Here is an 18,613-nt window from a genome sequence, read left to right on the forward strand (position 1 = left end):
AGCCTACGCGGTCCGGTCCGCGGCCGAAAGTCGGGCGGTGCGCGCCGCCCTGTCCTAGAGAGGCCGCATGGAGCTTGGTCTCGTCGACACCCCGGGTCTCGTCACACGCGGTCTCGTCGACACACATTGCCACCTCGACCTGCAGTACCTGCCGGGGGGCGCCGACGACGTCATCGCGCGTGCCCAGGCGGCGGGAGTGACCGGCTTCGTGACGATCGGCGTCGGGAGTGACGCGTCGGCCGCGAGGGAGGCCGTCGCGCTCGCCGAATCGCGGCCCGACGTCGCGGCCACGGTCGGCGTGCACCCCCACGACGCGAGCACGCTCGACGACGATCTCTACGTCGAGCTCGAGCGTCTCGCGAGGCGGCCGTCGGTCGTCGCGGTCGGCGAGGTGGGCCTCGACTACCACTACGACCGATCACCTCGGGACGTTCAGCGCACGGCGTTCGCGCGGCTCATCGGGCTCGCGCGCGTCCTGGGCAAGCCCATCGTCGTACACACGCGCTCGGCCCCGGCCGACACGCTCGACGTGCTCGAGGCGGAGGGCGCGCGCGACGTCGGAGGCATCATCCACTGCTTCAGTGAGGATCGCGCGTTCGCCGCGCGGGCGCTCGACCTGGGCTTCGACCTCTCGTTCTCGGGGATCGTCACGTTCAAGACCGCGGCGAGCGTGCACGACGTGGCGGCGTGGGCCCCGGCGGACCGCGTGCTCATCGAGACCGACAGCCCCTACCTTGCGCCGGTGCCGTTTCGTGGAAAACCGTGTGAACCTGAGCACTTGGTGCATACCGCGAGGCGCGTCGCGGAGCTCCGCGGGGTGAGCCTGGAGGCGCTCGCGCGGCTCACGACGGAGAACGCGGAGCGGCGGCTGCGGCGCGCGTTTCCGACCGCAGGTGGCGCTCCTCCGAAAGTGGGTTAGCGTTGAGAGAGTGACCACGACGCGCCGCGCACCCGGGGTTCAGAGCGTGAGCGTCCTCTTGTCGTTGGCGGCCCACGCCGGGGCGGTCGCCGTGCTCTCGTGGGTGGCCATCTTCAGCCTCTCGCGGCGTGAGGTCGATCGGCGCGAGGCGCGCGGTCGGCAGATCGACGTCGGCGTGCTCGAGCTGACGCCCGCGCCGGAGGGCACGACGCTGTCCGACGAGCGGGTCGATCCGCGCGGGGTGACCCCGACGCCGCGGGGCGGCGCCGCGGTGGCGCACATCGACGATGGGCATGTCGGTGCAGGCGGGGAGCGCGCCGGCGAGCGCGCCGAGCACTTGGCGAACCAGGACGACCATCTGAGGCGCACGACGGACCTGCCGAGTCACCTCGACGTCGATCAATCGCCGCGCGTGGCGAGCGGGAAGAAGCGCCGCACCCAGGAGGATCGCCGCTCGTCGCGTGAGCCGATGGAGCTCACGTTCCTCGCGCAGGGGGATCTCGCGCGCATGGAGCGACGCGCCGCGACCGCCGCCGATCCAAGCCGCGGCGCGCGGGCGCCCGGCGCGACCGCCAGCGTGGAGGGCGGCAGGCTCGGCGGCGAGCAGGAGGGCACCGAGCTCCCAGGGCAGCTTGGCGCGGCGAGCGTGGGCGCGACCCGGGCGTCGCCGGGGCAGGGGGTCCTCGACGGCCTCCCGGGCACTGACCACCGCGACTCTGCGGCGGTGGCGCGGGCACGCCCCCAAGTCGCCGAGCAGAACCCCAGCGTCCCGGCCGTCGAGCGCGGTCGCACGCAAGACACGATCGACAGCGAGCAGCAAGTGTCCACGCTGGTGCACTCGCTGGTGCACGCGAGCGTCGCCGGTGGAAACGGGCGGCCCGGTGCGGGAGGAACGATGGGCGGCGGAGCGGCGGGCGCCGGCGCGCTCTCCGGGCGCGGCTCACACGCGGGGCCCCTCGGGATGGGCGACGGCGCGGTCGTCGATTTCGGCAGCCGCGATCCGCGCCTCCTGCCCTATTTCCGCGCTGTCCACGCGAAGATCGATCCCCTCTGGACACACGCGTTCCCGAAGAGCGCGATGTACGAGCTCAAGCAAGGGACCGTGATCCTGGAGTTTACGGTGCGGGCCAACGGGAGCGCGCGCGTCTCCTGGCCGCCGGTGCGCCCGAGCGGCATCGACGAGTTCGACAGAAACTGCGCCGACGCGATCCGGCGCGCCGCGCCATTCCCGCCCATCCCGGCCGAGCTCGGGCTCCGCGAGCTGCGGATTCGCGCGCCGTTCGACGCGAAGAACCCGATCGTGAAGTAGTTGGCCCCGGGTCGGCTGGCGCGCGCGCGTCGCGTCGCGACGGGGGCGGCGGCGCCTTGCGCGTGGGCGGCTCGCGCGCGGGGGTTTTCGGACGGCGCTTGCACGCGTCTGGTAGGCTCGTCCCTTCCACTTGGCGCTGGAGGGGCGAGGGGGGGCGATGACCAAGCTACCGAGAAAAGAACCGCGGCTCTCCCTGTTCGCGGGGGCGCCGACGCAGGGCGCGCGCCTCGCCCGCGCCGCGCCCGCGCGTCCGGCGAGACCGTCGCGCGCCAAGCGAGTGGCCGGGCCCGCGTCGCTCGTCCCCGGCGACCACGTCGACGCGGCCGTGCGCGTGCGGCTCCACGAAGAGGTCGAGGCGCAGCTGCTCCGCCGCTCGCCCACCGAAGCCCGCGTCGCCGGTGCGCTCCGAGCGCTCGCACCTGCGAGCCCCGCGCTCCGCTCGGAGCTGCACCGCGTCGCCACGGTCCTCCTCGAGCGCGACGCCCTGCAGCGCGAGCTGTGGTGCTGCGCGGTGCGGTCGCTCGGCGAGCACGAGCCCGCGGCCGCCGCGCCGATCCTCGAGCGGGCCCTCGGGCGCGAAGAGGGCGGCGGCGTGGCGACCCTGACCGCCGCGGCGCTCTCGACGGCCCCGGGCCTCGGCGCGCCGCTCGCGAAGCTGGCCTCGGGAGGACGATCGCTGGTGGCCTTCGCCGCCGAGGTCGGGCGCTCGCTCCGTGGCGAATCGAGCGGGGCGCATTTGCTGCATCTTGCACCTATCATCAAAGAGGCGCACCGCGTCGCGCTCGCCACGGGCGTCGTGCTCCCCCTCGTCCACGCGCTCGCCGCGCGGGGCGCGGGCCCGTCGGGCGGCGAGGCGCTGGCCCCCGGCTTCGAGATCCTGAGGAGCGCCGAGCGCCACCTCGGGCGCTGGCTGTCGTTCGCTGAGGCCGTCGTCTGGGCCGGCGATCCGGGGCCGCTGCGCGACGCCCGCGCGAGGGCCGAGTCCGGTCCAGAGTCCGCCCGCTGCGCGTGGGGCCTCCTCGCGTGGGCGCTCGCCGACGCCGCGGCGCTCGCCGGCGGGCACGAGCGGCCCCCACCGCCCGACGCGCGCCTCACCGCCGAGGTCGCCGCGAGACTGTCCGACCGCCCGAGCGCAGAGAGAGATCTCACCTTTCTGTTCCGGCTCGCCGCGCGACGAGCGCCCGGCGCGCGCTTCATGCTCGACGCCCTCGGCCGCGGCCCTCTCGTCGACGAGGCGCAGGTCCGCGCCGCGGCGTTCCTCGCGCGCGACCACGGGCGGGCCGACTTGCTGCCCGAGCTCCGCGCCTGCGCTGTCGCCGGGGCGGACGGCCTCCGCGGGCTCGCCCTGGGCGCCCTCTGGGACGCGGGGGACGAAGCTCCCGCGCTCGAGCTGGCCAGCGAGCTCGTCGCGTCGAAGCACCTCGGCACGATGGCCTGGGCGGCGCGCGTGAAGGTCGCGGCGGCGGGGGGGCTCGCGGGGCGCGTCGTCGACGAGCTCACCGTGAGGCGGCTCCAGCGGGGATCCTGCGATTGAGCGCACGGCGACGTCGCGCCTCGGTCGACCTGCGCCCATCGAGCGCCGTGGGCCGGCGGGGCCGGGCTGCCTTCGCGTCGGCGCTCGGGCTGGCCGTCTCCCTCGCGCTAGCGCTCCCGAGGCCCAGCGTCGCGGGGGAGGGCCCGCTCGAGCTCCAGCTCACCGCCGACCTCGACGACGACGACGCCAACGGTGTCCGCGACGGCCTGGACACCGCCGTTCGGGGCGCCGCCCGACGCGATCTCGTCGCGCTCCCGCTCGGCGGGCTCGGCGGGCTCGTCTTTGGCAAGCGGGCTGCCTTGTCGAGCGACGGCGCGCGCATCGTGTGGCGCGGCGCGCCGCTCGCGCTGCCTGCGGTGGTGCCGACGGGCGCGGAGCTGCAGGGCGTGCGTCCGGGGGGTGTGACGCTCACCCTCGGCGCTGGCCCGGCGACGCGCGAGATCCGGCTGCGAGTGGTCGCGCACGGGTTCGAGGACGCGGAAGGGCGCGAGCTCGATCCGAGCGTCACGCACCTCTCGTTCTCGCGAGCGCTCCCCGAGGCCTCGCCCGCTGACGATCCGGACGGCTTTCGCGTCGTGACGCGCGGCGAGGGACCTGGAGGTGGGACGGTCGACGTCCTCTCGTTGAGCGCCAGAGGTGCGGTCCTCGACGCCGTGCGGGGCGTCCCTGTCGACGCGCCGTGCGCGGGGGGCGTCGCCGGCTGCGCGCGCTCGCGCCCGCTGCGCGTCGTGATCGATCGGGTCGACAGGCAGCACCCGAGCTCGGCGGGGCGCAGCCTCCTCGGCGAGGTCGGTGGCCTCGTCGTCGTGGCGCGCGGCGGGCAGAAGCGGAGCTCGATTCACGTGGGCGGACCACGCGCGAGCGGACGTCCCGGAGCGCCGGCGGTGGCCGGCCGGTACCGGCTCCACGTCCGCGCGACGGTGTTTCGCGCAGAAAAAACCGGCAAGCCGGGCATTTTTCGCAACGAGGCCGAGGCGATCAGTGAGGCTCGCGCCGATCTCGAAGACGCGGCGACGCTCTGGGCCCAGTGTGGGATCAGCCTCCATGGAGAGGCTCCGCCCGACGTGAGGATCGCGGCCCCGCCGCCGCCCTACCTCGTCTCCTTCGGCACGGACCTCGGCCTCCCGAGCACCGGAGGGGTGCTGCGCGTGCGCGTGGAGGGGCGCCCGGCCGTGCTGGTCGTGCCACCAGGGAAGACCCCCGACGAGGTCGCGCGGCTCTTCGCGCTCGAGGTGCAGCGCGCCGGCTTTCGCGCGGTGGTGAGCCGCAACGCGCGCATCACGCCGGGCGCGGCCGGGAGCGCCGACGTGCTGATTTCGCGGGCCGAGGGACGCGGGGCCGCGGCGCTCGCGCGGGTCGAGGCCGACGGCATGCTCTGCACCGACAGCACGCTCTCGGTGGCCATCGGCGCCGTCGACCTCTCGGACGGTCTGACGCACTTTGGCGACATGGACTCGCCCGCGGGGTCGCTCGAGGAGCGGAGCCTGGCCAAGGCGCTCGACGACGCCGATCCACGCGTCGTGCAGCTCGTCTATGTGCCGTACTTTCTCGGCGGCGGACGCGTGGGCGAGTCGTTCATCTACGGGGACGGCTCGAGCGTCAAGAACGTGATCCTCGTCGACAGATCCGGCGTGCGGACACGGCGGAGCAGCCACGTCGTGGCCCACGAGCTCGGGCACGTGCTGCTGGACGTGCCCGGTCACCCCGACGACTTCGGTCGCGACACGCCGAGCCTGCTCATGGACTCCGACGCCTCCGACGCCTCGGTTTATGGGCCCCGCCGCCTGACCGACGACGAGTGCGCCCGCGTTCGCGCCGAGGCGGGGCCGCGCGCGAAGGTGCCCCTGCTCGAGGCGTGGCCGTTCGCCGTCGTGCCGCTCCCGTCCCTGGCACCCTAGGTGTAGAACTTGTTGAAATTGTTCGGGTAGTCGTCCATCTGTCGGGCTCGCCCGCGGCGCCGTGCCTGCGTCTCGTCAAGTCTTCGGGGCGGGACCCGCGGAGGCGCTGGTCGAAGGCCGCGGGCTGTCCTAGGTTGCGGGCCATGCTCGCGTCCGCTCCCGCTCCCCACGCCGCCCCTCTGGCTCCCGCCGCCCAGGCCCCTCACGCACTCGCGTCGTCCGAGCCCTCCGTGGCGGGTGGCGCGCCGTTCACCCGTGAGCAGGTCCGCGCGCTCTACGCCCGTCCGCTGCTCCCGCTCCTCGACGAGGCGCGCCGAGTCCACGTCGCGAACCACCCGGACAACGAGGTGCAGCTGTGCACGCTGCTCAGCGTGAAGACCGGTGGCTGCTCCGAGGACTGCTCGTACTGCCCCCAGTCGTCCAAGTACGACACGAACGTCGAGCCCGAGAAGATGCTCGACGTCGAGAAGGTGTTGGCGAGCGCGCGTCGCGCCAAGGAGCTCGGCTCCACCCGCTTCTGTATGGGCGCTGCCTGGCGTGAGGTGAAGGACGGCCCCGCGTTCGAACGCGTGCTCGACATGGTGCGTGGCGTGAAGGGGCTCGGTCTCGAGGCCTGCGTCACGCTGGGCATGGTCGACGCCAACCAGGCCGCGCGCCTCCGCGAGGCGGGGCTCGACGCGTACAACCACAACATCGACACGAGCGCCGAGAATTACCGCTCGATCGTGCGGACGCGCACCTTCGACGACCGCCTGCGCACCCTCGCGAACGTGCGCGAGGCGGGCATCACCGTCTGCTCGGGCGGCATCATCGGCATGGGTGAGTCGGACGAGGATCGCTGCGAGATGCTCCGCACGCTCGCGAACCTCACGCCTCCGCCCGAGAGCGTCCCGATCAACGCCCTCGTGCCCGTCGAGGGGACGCCCCTCGCGGGCCGCCCGCCGATCGATCCGTTCGAGCTCGTGCGCATGATCGCCATCGCGCGCATCCTGATGCCCAAGGCCCGGGTGCGCCTCTCCGCCGGGCGCGAGGGCCTCACCCGGGAAGCGCAGCTGCTCTGCCTGCTCGCGGGCGCGAACTCGATCTTCTTTGGCGAGAAGCTCCTGACGACCCCGAACTCGACCGAGTCGGACGATCTCGCGCTGCTGCGCGACGTGGGCCTCGGCACGCTCGCGCCCGCCGTTACGCCCCAGACCTGAGCGCCGCCCACGAGCACATCGGCCCCGGCCCCGCGAGCGCTCGCGGGTCACGGGGCTTCGTGCTTCGTGGCGTCGGCGCGTCGGCCGAAGCCTAAGCGCGCACGCGGCTCATGTTCGGATCGTAGAGAGGGCGGAGCGACGCGCGCGCCGGAACGCGGAGCGCGCCCACCTCGACCTCCCATTCCCCCGCGTCGAGGTAGGCCTGGTCGATCGGCACGCCGGCGTCGACCATCATGAGCCCGACGGCGCCGCCGAGCGTGTGCCCGTACGACGCGGCGCGGATGTAGCCCACGGCCACGCCGTTCCGACGGACGACCTCCGCGTGGAAGAGGAGAGGCTCGGGATTCTGTAGCAATATTTGGACGATACGACGGCTTGGGCCCCGCCCCTCCCCCATGGCTTTCTCCGCGAGCACCGCCTCGCGGCCGAGGAAGTCGGGCTTGGTGAGGTCGACGGCGAACCCGAGTCCGGCCTGCAGCACCGAGTCGGTGTTGTCGATGTCGTGGCCGTAGTCTCGGTAGGCCTTCTCCATGCGGAGGCTCGCGAGGGCCTTCAGGCCAGCGTGCCGGAGGCCGTGCGCCGCCCCGGCTACGACGAGCCGGTCGTAGACGTGGGTCGCTTGCTCGGTGGGGATGTAGAGCTCGTAGCCGAGCTCGCCGAGGTACGTGATGCGGACGCACAGGGCGCGAGCGAACCCGAGATCGATCTCGCGCGCGGTGCGGAAGGGGAAGGCCTCGTTCGAGAGATCGCAGGACGTGAGCTCCGCGAGCAGCGCCCGCGACCGCGGACCCTGCACGTTGAGCTGTGTGTAGGCCGAGGTGACGTCGGTCACGAAGGCGTGCGGGAACCGATCGGCGAGGGCCTCGAGGTGGCGGCGCATCCAGGTCTCGACGTGGCGGTGCGCCGTGTCGGAGGCGACCACGAAGAAGCGCTCGTCTCCGAGCTTCGTCACGGTGAGATCCGCCTCGATCGTGCCGCCCTCGTTCAGCCACTGGGTGTAGGTGATGGTCCCGGCGGGGCCGTTCACGCGGTTGCCCGAGAGGTGCTCGAGGAAGGCGCCAGCGTCGCGCCCCTGCACGTGGAACTTCGCCATGAACGACATGTCCATGAGGATGACGCCCTCGCGCGCCGCGCGGTGCTCGGCCTCCCAGTAGGGGAACCAGTGCTGGCGTCCCCAAGAGAGCTGCTCGGGGGGGACCTCGACGCCGGCGGGCGCGTACCAGTCGGCCCCCTCCCACCCGCTCACGTCGCGGAAGTGCGCGCGGGCCGCGGCCAGGCGATCGTGCAGCGCCGACTTCTTCGCCCCGCGGGCCGTCAGCATCGACCGGGTGGGGTAGTGGCACTGGTAGACCATGCCGAGCGACTCGACGGTGCGCGTGCGGCGGTACTCGGGGTTCGCCTGGTAGGTGTGCAGGCGGTCGATGTTGAAGCCCGTGATGTCGACGTCGGGGCGACCGGTCGTGATCCAGTGCGCCATCACGCGGCCGAGCCCGCCGCCCGTAAGAATGCCGATCGAGTTGAGGCCCGCGGCGACGAAGTAGTTGCGGAGCTCGGGGGCCTCGCCGACCACCGGCTGGAGGTCGGGCGTGAAGCTCTCGGGGCCGCAGAAGAACTTCTTCACGCCGGTCTCGAGCGAGATGGGCACGCGCGACATCGCCTTCTCGAGGTACGGCGCCATGCGGTCCCAGTCGGGCGGGATCTCGCCGAACGAGAAGTCCTCGGGCACGCCGCCGACCTTCCACGGCGCGCACACGGGCTCGAACAGGCCGACCATCAGGCCGCCCACCTCTTCGCGGAAGTAGCCGTGCGAGCCCGGGTCTTCGAGCACGGGGAAGCTCGCGGAGAGACCCGGGATCTTCTCGGTGATGAGGTAGTAGTGCTCCGCCGACTGCAGCGGGATGTTCACGCCGGAGGCCTGCACCGAGCTGGCGCGCCCACATGCCCGCGCAGTTGACGACGAACTCGGCCTCGACGTCGCCATGGGCCGTGCGCACGCCGGTCACCGCGCCGCGCTTCGTGAGGAGGCCCGTGACCGCGACCCCCTCGACGACCGTGGCGCCCTGGAGGCGCGCGCCCTTCGCGAGCGCCATGGTGACGTCCACGGGGTTCACGCGGCCGTCCTCCTTCACGTAGAAGCCGGCGAGCAGGTCGTCGGTCTTCGCGAGCGGAAACATGTCGTGCACCTCGCGTGGGGAGATCTCATGCACGTCGACCCCGCAGAAGCGGTTGAACGCGGACACGCGGCGGTACTCCTCGAGGCGATCGGCGTCCGCCGCGACCTCGATGAACCCCACGGGCGCGAAGCCGGTCGACTGGCCGGTCTCGGCCTCGAGGCGGGCGTAGAGATCGCGTGTGTACTTGCGCATCTCCGTCGAGGTCTCGGAGGTGGAGCCGAACGTGACCATCAGGCCCGCGGCGTGCCACGTGGTGCCGCTCGTGACGCGGTCGCGCTCGAGGAGCAGGACGTCGCGCCAGCCCATGTGCGCGAGGTGGTACGCGACCGAGCAGCCGATCACGCCACCGCCAATGACGACCACACGCGCGCGCTTCGGCAAGACAGACCCTGGGACCGGATGAAGGACGGGCTGAGACATGGCGCGGCAGACTAGCTGGAGGCCTCGGTGCGAGGGAGGGGGATCGCGCGCAAACCTTGCGCGCCGCGCACATCCCGCGCACCTTCCGCGGCGTCCGCGCGTATCTCCGGGCGTGCACACTTCGCACGGGACGTGCATGGCTGCGCGCGATGGCCCCCTCCTCGCCCCGCCCTGGCCGCGTCGGAAGCGCGAGCCTGTCGCCGCCGATGCCCCGCGAGCACGGGGCCTACGGGCAGCTGCTCATGCCGCTCGTCACAGCGTTTCTCCTCGGCGGCCTCCGGGTGGGCTCCGTCGCGCTCACGGTGGGGGTGCTCGCTGCCTTCTTCGCGCACGAGAGCGTCCTCCTGCTCCTCGGGCAGCGAGGGCGCCGCGCGAAGGATACGGAGGCTCGGCGAGCCCGCTTCTGGGGGCTCGCCCTCGGCGCGCTCGCGATCGCCGGTGGGGGCGTCGGGATGCTCGCCCTGGGGGCCGCGGGCCGTGCCTCGCTCGCGGTGCTCGCGGTCCTCGCCGCGGTGCTCTTCGGGTTCATCCTCGCGAAGCGCGAGAAGAGCCTCGCGGGCGAGCTCGTCGCGGCCGTCGCGCTGACGGGCGTGTCGTTCCCCGTCGCCCTCGCGGGCGGCGCTCCCGTCGGCGTGGCCGCCATGGCGACGCTCGTGTGGGCGCTCGGCTTCTCTCTCGCGGTCCTCGCCGTGCGTGGCGTCCTCGCCGCGACCTCGACCAAGGCCGGTGGGGGGCCTACGGCGGGGAGAATCTCTTGCGCTTCTGCGGTGATAGTCATCATCGTGGCCGCGGCGCTCGCGGTCTCCTCGGGGCTCCCGGCCGTCGTGCCCGTGGCGCTCGCGCCCTTCGCGGCGGCCTCGGTCGCGCTGTTCGTGTCGCCACCGCACGCCCGCCAGCTGAAGAAGGTGGGCTGGGCGCTCGTGCTCGCGAGCACGGTCGCCGGCGCGATCCTCGTGGTCGGTCCGCGCGGGTAGCGGCGAGTGAGGCGGATCTCCCTATCGAACGGCGTGGGCCGAGCGCTCGAGGGTGGTGATCGCGAAGACGCGCACGCGGCGGCCCCCTCGGAAGATGGAGATGTGTCGCTCTTGCACGCGCATGTAGCCCGGGAGCACGTCGCTCGCGTTCACCGAGAAGCGGTTGTCGGTGACGAAAAGCACGCGGGGCGCCCTCGCCCACTCCGCGCGCGGAAGCCAGGCGTCGAAGTCGTCACGGATCGGCGTGGCGCACCCCACCGGGTTGCGCTGCCCGGCGTGCAGCTGCGCGCAGATGGTCCAGTGCGGGCCCACGATGACGTCGCCCGGCTCGGCGGCTTCGGCGACGGCCTCTAGGGCGCGAGGCCACCCGTAGAGCTCGTTGGCGATGTCGAAGCGCGGCTCGTACGACGCCGGCATCGACGCGAGAAAGCGCGGCGAGAGCACCCACGCGTGGCCCGCGACCGTGAAGAGCGCCGCCACGGCGATCGCGGTCGACACACTCCGTGATCGCACCCTGTCGGCGCCCGCCGCCGATTGGACGGCGAGCAGCACCGGGGCACCGAGCCACGCCGGGCCGAGCCAGTGGGGCTCCGCCTGGCGGCTCGCGAGCATGAACGACGCGAGCGCCGCGCCGGGCACGAGGCACGCGAGGGCGAGGAACCGCTCGCCCGGCTCGGTCGCGTGGCGGGACTTGTAGGATGCACGCATCGCCGCGACGCCCAGCCACGCGATCACCGGAGAGAGGTACGCGAGCTGCCCGATCGTGAGCGCGCCCAGGCCGCGAACCAGCGGGAGGCCGGTCTGGGTGTCGAGGAGCCGATGGCGGAGCATCGGGAAGCCGTTCGTCGCCTGGTGGAGGGCGAGGGGGCTCGCGACCAGGAGCCCCACGAGCACGCCCCACGCGGCAAACGGGCGGCGCGCCGCGCGCGGGCCGAGGAGCTGAAACGCCCCGATGACGCCGAACAACAGCGCGCCGGACGCCTTCGCCCAGGTCGCCACCCCCGCGACGAGCCCGAGCGCGAGCCACCCCAGATCGCCGCGCCAGCTGTCGCCCTCCCGCGCGGCGAAGACGCCCAGGCCGAGCGCGAGGAGCCACAGCGGCGCGAGCAGCAGGTCGGGCGTGAGGGCGAAGAGCCCGATGGAGAGCATCGGCGTGGCGAGCGCGACGAGGCCGACCCCTGCCGCCGCACGGAGCGACGCGCCGCACGCGCGGGCGCAGGCTGCAGCGACGCCGGGGACGAGCGTCGCGAGGACGGCCGTGAACGCGTGCGTGGCGGAGGGGGTCGGGGCCTGCCCAGCGCCCAGCGCGCGCGCGACGTGGCCGACGAGCCCGGGGTGGTCGAGGTAGGCCGGCGCCGGGTGCAGCGCGTAGCACGCGTAGAGGGCCTCGCTGTCGCCGAAGCCGACGAGCTTGGCGGCGTGGGTCCGAGTGACGAAGAGACCGGCCGACAGGGCGGCGAGGAGGAGCCACTCGCGCGGCAAGGCCGGCTGCCCGGTCGGCGGTGTGGCGCGCGCCAGAGCGGGGCCGCGAGCTGGCTGGCCGCTTCGCCCATGGGAGGCGGCGGGCGCGGGGCGGCCCTTCTTCAGAGCCATGAGTCGAGGATCCGCGCCACGGTTCGGGACGGGGTCCGCTCGGGGCCGAGCGCGCGCCGCACGTCTGCGCAGGCGGCGCGGCCCGCCTCGTCGTCGAGGGCGCGGCCCACGGCGAGGGCGAGGGCCTGCGGGGTCACGTCTCGCTGGAGCAGCTCGGCGAAGGCCGCGCGACCGAGCAGCACGTTGGGCAGGGCGACGTACGGGGCCTCCACGAGCAGGCGAGCCCCGAGCTCGGTGACGAGGCCCACCCGGTAGGCCACCACGGGCACCACGTCGGCGATCGCGCACTCGAGGGAGGCCGTCCCCGAGGCCACCATCGCGGCGTTGAACGCTGGCAGCACGCGGCCGATGCCGGCCGTGGCGTCCACGTCTACGACCTCGAGGGAGGCCGCTCCCGCGAGCCCGCGCGCCCACGCGAGGGTCGCGTCGTCGAGGCTCGGCGCGAGGAACACACGGCCGTCGACGCTCGCCCGGTCAGTGCGCAGGCGCTCGTAGGCGTCCAGCATCGCGGGCAGCAGCGCACGCACCTCTTGCGGGCGGCTGCCGGGGAGCACGGCGATCGCGCTCGCGCGCTCGGTGAGCGCGAGCACGGCCCGGGCCTCTCGGCGGGAGAGCGCCGCGACCTCGCACGCCGGGTGGCCGACGTAGCTCGCGTCGACCCCGCGCGCTTGCCACAGCGCCTCCTCGAAGGGGAGCATCGTGCAGAGCCGGTCGACCAGGCCGCGGAGCACGCGCGCGCGGTTCGCACGCCACGCCCAGATCTGCGGCGCGCCGTACCAAACGACGCGCACGCCGAGGGGCCGCAGCGACCGCGCGAGGCGCAGGTTGAATTCGGTGTAATTTACAAGCAAAGCGACGGCCGGGCGCCGCTCGCGCGCGAGCGCCACGAGGCGCTGGAACACTCGCACGAGGCGCGCCGCGCGGGCGAGCGGCAGCGTAAGCCCCATTCCAGTGGTGTGGCGAAGATCGCCGACGAGCTCCGCGCCCGCCGCACGGAGCGCCTGGCCACCGAAGCCGAACGTAGCCCCTTGGGTGTGGCGGAGGACGGCGGCCGCGGCGCGGTCGCCTGACGCCTCCCCGGCGACCACGAGCAGCGGAGCGCGGCTCACGAGGGGCCCGGCTCCGGCTCCGCGAGCAGCGCCAGCAGGGCGTCGCCGTAGCGCTCGACGCGGAAGTCGCCGAGGCCGGAGACCGCGGCGAGGTCGCGCGTCGACACCGCCCCGCCGTCGGCGAGGGCTCGGAGCACGTGGCCCGGCAGCACGACCTGCGCGTTCACGTCACGCCGCGCCGCCTCGGCCTTGCGCCACGCGAGGAGCGCCCCCTCGCGGCGCTTGCGCGCCTTGACGTGCGCGGGCGACGGGCGCGGGGGGCTGAGGCCAGCGCGCTCCTCGGGGGTCAGCGGTGGGTGCTCCTCTCCGACGAGCTCCAGCATGCGGCGCGAGAGCGCGCGAGCCCTCCCGCGGTGGGCGCCGTCGATGCGAGCCAGCTCGCCGACGGAGCGAGGGCGCCGCTGGGCCGCCGCGACCAGCGCGTCGTTGGCGAGCACCTTGAAAGGCGGCACGTCGAGCTGCCGAGCGAGATCGTCGCGCGCCTCGAGCAGCGCGCGGAGCAGGGGAAGATCGGCCACGGGCAGGCGATCGACGCCCTTCACCCGGAGCAGCGGGGGGCGCGCGTCTTCCGCCGGCGCCTGCGCCTCCGCGAGTCTGTGGCGGGTCTCCTCCGCCAGCTCGGACGCGATGCCCTTCGCGGCCACCTCGGCGGAGAGCTTGTCCCACAGTGGAAGTAGGTGCGCGACGTCACCCGACAGGTAGCGGAGCGCGCGAGCGTCGAGGGGGCGCGCGCGCCAGTCGTGGTGCTGCAGGGTCTTGTCGTGATCCACCCCGAGCTCCGACGCCAGCACCGCGCCGAGGCCGGTGCTCGAGCGCCCGAGGAACGCGGCCGCCAACGCCGTGTCCGCTACGCGGTGGAGCGGCGCGCCGGCGCGGCTCAACATGCGGGCATCGAAGCCGAGATCGTGCAGCACCACCAGGGGCCCGCCGGGGCCGATGAGGTCCGCGAGGCAGGAGGGATCGGCGACGAGGGTGTCGACCACCACGACGTCCCCTCGCGTCGAGAGCTGCACGACGCAGAGCTCGGGCTCGAACGCGAAGAGACCGTTGGACTCGACGTCGAGCGCAAGGATCGGCTCGTCGCGCAGCCGGGCGCACCACGCGCGGAGCGACGCCGTGTCTTCGGCGAGGTGCACGCGGGGCGTGACGGGAGCGTTTGGCGGCTCGGAGCTCGGCACCGCGGACCTTAGGCGCGCCTGCGCCGCGCCAGCGCGAGGCCCGCGACCGCCATGAGGAGGGACGCCGCCGCTCCGGCGCGCGGGTCGGGCGCGGTCGCGCACCCCGCGCTCTCCGGCTCGGTCTCGCAGTCGCGCTGGAGCCCTCCGTAGGGGGTCGGATCGCACGCGCCGCCGCTCGTGACCTTGCTGCCGAGGACCGGTCGGGTGCCGTCGGGTCGGTAGACCGAACAGATCCCCCGCACGTCGTCGCCGAAGAGCTCCCGCGCGCTCGAGCGACCCTTGTCGTAGGTCGCGTACATGACCGCCTGCTGCTGCTCGGAGTGGGCGATGCCGAGGAAGTGCCCGGCTTCATGCGTCACGACGCTCGTGAGGTCGTACTCGTTCGCGGTGGGCTCTCCTCCCGACATGGTGTGGTGGTAGGTGTTGAGCTCCATGTCGGCGCCGAAGATCTCGCCTGTCTCGGTGTTGAACTTCACCGTGGTGAGGCCGATCGTGTCGGGCGATCGCGCCGCGCCGTCTGCCGTCTTCCACTCGTTGTCGCGGAACAGGATGACGTTCACGTTGGGGCGATCGAGCGCGGTCTCGACCTTCTGACAGAGCGCCGGCCCCACGTCGCGCACGTCGATGCTCACGCGGGACGACGCGGTGGACTCGCCCGCGCAGCTCGCCCCGGTCCAGCGGGTGAACGAGCGCGCCACGACGTTGGCGACGACCTCGAACGCGAGCTTGCGCGAGACGCGGTTGTCGATGCTGTACCCCACGCACGCGTTTCGCCAAAAGAGGGGCACGCCCTCCTCGAAGCACCGCCCGGTCTCGCTCGGGTTGAACGAGGGATCGATCGACACGGTGCGCGACCGGCAGAACGCGATCGCGCTCGACGGCGCGCCAAGCAGCGTCAGCCCGACGACGGCGGCGACCCCCGCCCGGCCCCACCCACGCACCCGCGGCGCCACGCGGCGGCTCACTTGTGCAGGCGCTTCCACTGGGCCGAAATGTCGCGGGCGACGTCCTCGAGGGAGCGGCCGTGGAGCGCGTCGACGGCCACGACGCGCGCGGCGGTCGGGGTGGGGACGGGGGTTGGGACGGCGCGCGGCGCGACCCCCGCTGGGGCCGGCGCGGTGGAAGCCACGGCCTCGACGCGTGGGACGAGCAGGCCGCAGTTGGCGTTCTTCATGACCGAGCGGCGCTTCGTCGCCGGATCGACCAGCACGGGGAACTGGCCCTGCGCGCGCGCGACCACCGAGACCGTGCCCGGCTTCGTGGCGCGCGCGAAGATGAGCGAGACCTTCCCCTGCACGAACACCGGCTCGCCGCCGACCTGCTGCCCGATGTTGCCGACCGACCCGCCGAGGGTGCGGACCCAGGTCTCGGCGCCCGTGGCGAGGTTGCCCGCGATGCCCTCCTCCACCCGGAGGTGCGTGTAGGTGACGATGCGGTTCTCTTCCCACACGCTCTGGTGCTCGAGCGCGGTGACGACAGCCACCGCGTCGGAGTCGGTGACCATGTCGTCGTAAGCGACCGCGAACGAAATCGACGCCCGCGCGGGGCGTGGCGCGCTCAGGGCGGCGACACCGAGGGCCAGCGCGAGCGAGAGTCTTAGCGCGAGGAGGGGTGCCCGAAGAGACCTCATGCCCAGCACGATAGCAGGGAACCTACCAGCGCACGAGGGCGCAACCCCAGTGGATCCCGGCGCCGAGCGCGAGCAGCATGTTGAGCTCGCCCTTCTTCAGGTTCCCGGAGCGCGTGTTCTCGTCGATGAGGATGGGGAGGGTCCCGGCGCTCGTGTTCCCGTACCGGGCGATGTTCATCGGCATCTTCTCCGCGGGCACGCCGAGGTGTTCGCGGATATATTCGTTGATGCGCAAATTCGCCTGGTGCGCGAGGAACCAGTCGATGTCGCCGATGGCGGTGCCGGTCTCCTCGCAGAGCTGCCGGGCGGTGCGCGGCAGCTTGGTGACCGCGAACTTGAACAGCTCGCGCCCGTCCATCCGGGGGATGTAGGCCTGCTCGGCGAACATCGTCGCCTTCCAGTACGGGCGGGTACGAAACCCTCCGCCGGGCACGAAAATAGTCTCGGCGAAGCGGCCGTCGGTGTGGACCTTCATCGCGACGAGGCCCGCGTCGCGCTCCGTGCGCCGGAAGATCAGCGCGCCCGCGCCGTCGCCGAACAGCACCGCGAGCGCACGGTGGGCGTTTGCGCGCTCCCGCGCCTCGGGGCTCACCTCGCCCTCGCGCTCGCCCGTGAGGATGTCCCAGTCCTCCCAGGGCATGAACCCCGCGTGGGCCTCGGCGCCGACGAAGAGGATCGTGCGCGCGGCGCCGCTCTTCATGAGCCCGTCGATGAGCTGGATGCCGTAGATCATCGCCGCGCACTGCTGGCGGATGTCGAGCGCCGGGACGCCCTCGATGCCGAGCTTCGCGCCCAACAGGCCGCCGGACCCGGGGAAGATGTACTCCGGGGTCATGGTCGCGAAGAGGATGTAGTCGATCTCCTTCGCCTCGATGCCGGCCGCCTCGATCGCGCGCTTTGACGCCTCGTACGCGAGATCGCTGGCGCCCACACCTTCGCCGGCGAAGTGGCGCTGGCGGATCCCGGAGCGCTGGGCGATCCAGGCGTCGGACGTGTCCATGACGCGCGACAGGTCGTCGTTCGTGACCGGAGCGCCCGGGACGAAGTGCCCCGTCCCGATGATCTCGTACCCCATGCTCCGCGTGTAGTGAATCGTCCGCGGAAGTGGAACCTGAATCGTCGCGGGCTACCGCGAGAGCCCGAGCACCGTAAGGCGCTCCTCGGCGCGCCGCAGCTCGATGACGTCGCCAATGGTGACGTCGAACGACCGCTCGTGGCCGTCGAGGAAGAGCCTCGCCTGTCGCATCTTGCTGACGAGTCGGACGCCCCCGTCGGGCCCCACCAGGCCGCGCCGGTAGCGCAGGGTCTTGCCGACGGGCGTGTAGGGCTCACGCACGACGACCTGGAGTTTGCGCGACTGGAGCGGCAGCACGCGCCCGCCGGCGCTCCGCTGGGCGGCGGTCGAGCCGGCGGCCGGGCCGATCCATAGCCCGCTGGACCGCTGCTCCTCCTCGAGGTCCTCCGACCGGGTGGACACTTGCAGGATATAGCGCGATGTGGCCGCCGGTGACGCGTGGCAGAAGAGCGCCTCGTTCAGCACGCGCGCGGAGATGGTCTGGCCGTTCAGCGCTACGTGCATCCGGGTCAGTCGCGCGCGCGGCAGCTTCCCTTCGAGCGCGCGCCGGATGGCCCGCGCCGCGGCGCCCTTCTTCCCGACGCAGAAGAACCCGACCGAGGTCTTGGGGGCGCTGTTGATGCCGAGCACCTCGATTCCCTCACCGAGCTCGTGCGACGCGCGGAGGAGCGTCCCGTCGCCGCCCACGGTGATGACGAGGTCGGAGCGCTTCGCCTCGCGCAGGCCCCGCACATCCACGCGCCGAATGGGCACTCGGAGCCCCGAGAGGGCGGCGACCACCTCGTCGATCGTCGCCTCGTGATCGTCGTGCGAGCGGCGGAGCTTGCTGACCGAAGGATCGCCCTGCGCGAGCAGCTCGGCGATCCGTGGGTCGCTCGACTCCACGACGAAGCGCCGGTAGGTGGTCTTCTTCGTGAGCACCAGCGCGCGCGTGAAGCTCACGTGGCCTCCGCGAGCCGTCGGAGCCCAAGCTCGGTCTTGCTGTCGACGAGCCCGAGCCGCGCGAGCTCGCCGAGCGCTTCGCGGAGCGGCACGGCGACGACGCCTGCGTGTCGCTCGAGGGGTGAGCCGTCCTCCTCCGGCGTGTGTTGCGCGAGCGGATCGATGTCCGCGCGCAAGAAGTGCTGCACCTCGGCGAGCGCGCCGGGCGCGGGGACGACGGGGGGGCCCAGCGGCGAGAGATCGCCTGGGGCCAGCGACGCGCCGATCTCTTCGAGGAGCTCGCGCGCGCCCGCCTCTTCCGCGGTCTCGCCCACTTCGATGAGGCCCGCGGGGAGCTCCCAGAGGTTCGCGAGCCCCGGATCGCGCCGCGTGAGCGGCACGCGGTGGGCCGAGCGCAGCACGACGAAGCGCTCGCCGTCTCGCTCGAAGGTGGGGATCACGACGACGGCGTCGACCGCCGCGCGCGTGACGATGTCGTAGAGGAAGCGCTCGCTCGTTGACCCGTCCGGGTAGGCGCATCGGGCGTGTACGCGCTCCAGCCCTAGAAACTCGCGCCCACCGGGCGGCCGAGGGCCCACGTCGACGAGCTCGATCGCGGGAGGCGCGGGCAGCTTCCGGACGTGCTCCACACGGCGGAGACTACGACCAAGGTCAGCTTG

General features: G+C 73.1%; 14 protein-coding genes and 1 pseudogene. 6 read left to right on the forward strand and 9 right to left on the reverse strand.

Annotation, left to right across the window (positions count from 1 at the left end; genetic code table 11):
* Window positions 1–67 precede the first annotated feature (67 nt).
* The 5 genes from IPQ09_20885 (at window position 68) to bioB (ending at window position 6,859) form a co-directional block, all read left to right on the forward strand.
* The gene (locus tag IPQ09_20885) at window positions 68–919 is read left to right on the forward strand and encodes a TatD family hydrolase (GenBank protein ID MBL0196634.1); all 852 of its coding nucleotides are present in this window, start codon (window positions 68–70) and stop codon (window positions 917–919) included.
* A 10-nt stretch (window positions 920–929) separates the two neighbouring features.
* On the forward strand, window positions 930–2,228 hold the full coding sequence (locus tag IPQ09_20890; GenBank protein ID MBL0196635.1) for a TonB family protein: 1,299 nt from the start codon (window positions 930–932) through the stop codon (window positions 2,226–2,228).
* A 157-nt stretch (window positions 2,229–2,385) separates the two neighbouring features.
* Window positions 2,386–3,762, forward strand: a complete 1,377-nt coding sequence (locus tag IPQ09_20895; GenBank protein MBL0196636.1) for a hypothetical protein — start codon at window positions 2,386–2,388, stop codon at window positions 3,760–3,762.
* Window positions 3,759–5,660, forward strand: coding sequence for a hypothetical protein (locus IPQ09_20900; protein MBL0196637.1), 1,902 nt, complete (start codon window positions 3,759–3,761; stop codon window positions 5,658–5,660). Before IPQ09_20895 ends, IPQ09_20900 begins: the two co-directional genes overlap by 4 nt.
* A 143-nt stretch (window positions 5,661–5,803) precedes the next feature.
* A complete protein-coding gene (gene bioB, locus IPQ09_20905) occupies window positions 5,804–6,859 on the forward strand; it encodes a biotin synthase BioB (GenBank protein ID MBL0196638.1) in 1,056 nt (351 codons plus the stop codon).
* A gap of 91 nt (window positions 6,860–6,950) precedes the next feature.
* Here bioB and IPQ09_20910 read toward each other — a convergent pair.
* Window positions 6,951–9,453, reverse strand: a pseudogene (locus IPQ09_20910) (GcvT family protein).
* A 206-nt stretch (window positions 9,454–9,659) separates the two neighbouring features.
* Here IPQ09_20910 and IPQ09_20915 point away from each other — a divergent pair.
* A complete protein-coding gene (locus IPQ09_20915) occupies window positions 9,660–10,427 on the forward strand; it encodes a YwiC-like family protein (protein ID MBL0196639.1) in 768 nt (255 codons plus the stop codon).
* A 21-nt stretch (window positions 10,428–10,448) separates the two neighbouring features.
* Here the strand turns inward: IPQ09_20915 and IPQ09_20920 are convergent, their stop codons facing one another.
* From IPQ09_20920 to IPQ09_20955, 8 genes are read right to left on the reverse strand one after another with little or no spacing between them, the layout of a single operon-like run.
* Window positions 10,449–12,020 (reverse strand): hypothetical protein, encoded by a 1,572-nt coding sequence (locus IPQ09_20920; protein ID MBL0196640.1) that lies wholly within the window; start codon window positions 12,018–12,020, stop codon window positions 10,449–10,451.
* Window positions 12,011–13,129 (reverse strand): lipid-A-disaccharide synthase, encoded by a 1,119-nt coding sequence (lpxB, locus tag IPQ09_20925; protein ID MBL0196641.1) that lies wholly within the window; start codon window positions 13,127–13,129, stop codon window positions 12,011–12,013. Before lpxB ends, IPQ09_20920 begins: the two co-directional genes overlap by 10 nt.
* The gene (locus IPQ09_20930) at window positions 13,126–14,307 is read right to left on the reverse strand and encodes an HRDC domain-containing protein (protein ID MBL0196642.1); all 1,182 of its coding nucleotides are present in this window, start codon (window positions 14,305–14,307) and stop codon (window positions 13,126–13,128) included. Before IPQ09_20930 ends, lpxB begins: the two co-directional genes overlap by 4 nt.
* Before the next feature lie 8 nt (window positions 14,308–14,315).
* Window positions 14,316–15,272, reverse strand: coding sequence for a matrixin family metalloprotease (locus IPQ09_20935; protein MBL0196643.1), 957 nt, complete (start codon window positions 15,270–15,272; stop codon window positions 14,316–14,318).
* Window positions 15,269–15,937 carry a hypothetical protein gene (locus tag IPQ09_20940; GenBank protein ID MBL0196644.1) on the reverse strand — a complete coding sequence of 223 codons (669 nt, stop codon included), beginning with the start codon at window positions 15,935–15,937 and terminating at the stop codon, window positions 15,269–15,271. Before IPQ09_20940 ends, IPQ09_20935 begins: the two co-directional genes overlap by 4 nt.
* A gap of 22 nt (window positions 15,938–15,959) precedes the next feature.
* Window positions 15,960–17,012, reverse strand: a complete 1,053-nt coding sequence (locus IPQ09_20945; protein ID MBL0196645.1) for a ketoacyl-ACP synthase III — start codon at window positions 17,010–17,012, stop codon at window positions 15,960–15,962.
* Between the two features lie 51 nt (window positions 17,013–17,063).
* On the reverse strand, window positions 17,064–17,954 hold the full coding sequence (locus tag IPQ09_20950) for an NAD(+)/NADH kinase (GenBank protein ID MBL0196646.1): 891 nt from the start codon (window positions 17,952–17,954) through the stop codon (window positions 17,064–17,066).
* Entirely contained in the window at window positions 17,951–18,583 is a 633-nt protein-coding gene (locus IPQ09_20955; protein ID MBL0196647.1) for an NUDIX hydrolase, read from the reverse strand. The genes IPQ09_20950 and IPQ09_20955 overlap by 4 nt, the downstream gene beginning before the upstream one ends.
* Window positions 18,584–18,613: the final 30 nt, after the last annotated feature.

The organism is Myxococcales bacterium, from assembly GCA_016720545.1.
Taxonomy (GTDB): Bacteria; Myxococcota_A; Polyangia; order Polyangiales; family Polyangiaceae; genus JAAFHV01.

Bases quoted from the DNA above. Each gene is read 5' to 3' on its own strand.
- IPQ09_20945 (MBL0196645.1), bottom strand. From the start codon at position 17,012: ATGGGGTACGAGATCATCGGGACGGGGCACTTCGTCCCGGGCGCTCCG.
- IPQ09_20885 (MBL0196634.1), top strand. From the start codon at position 68: ATGGAGCTTGGTCTCGTCGACACCCCGGGTCTCGTCACACGCGGTCTC.
- IPQ09_20895 (MBL0196636.1), top strand. From the start codon at position 2,386: ATGACCAAGCTACCGAGAAAAGAACCGCGGCTCTCCCTGTTCGCGGGG.
- IPQ09_20915 (MBL0196639.1), top strand. From the start codon at position 9,660: ATGCCCCGCGAGCACGGGGCCTACGGGCAGCTGCTCATGCCGCTCGTC.
- IPQ09_20920 (MBL0196640.1), bottom strand. From the start codon at position 12,020: ATGGCTCTGAAGAAGGGCCGCCCCGCGCCCGCCGCCTCCCATGGGCGA.
- bioB (MBL0196638.1), top strand. From the start codon at position 5,804: ATGCTCGCGTCCGCTCCCGCTCCCCACGCCGCCCCTCTGGCTCCCGCC.
- IPQ09_20940 (MBL0196644.1), bottom strand. From the start codon at position 15,937: ATGAGGTCTCTTCGGGCACCCCTCCTCGCGCTAAGACTCTCGCTCGCG.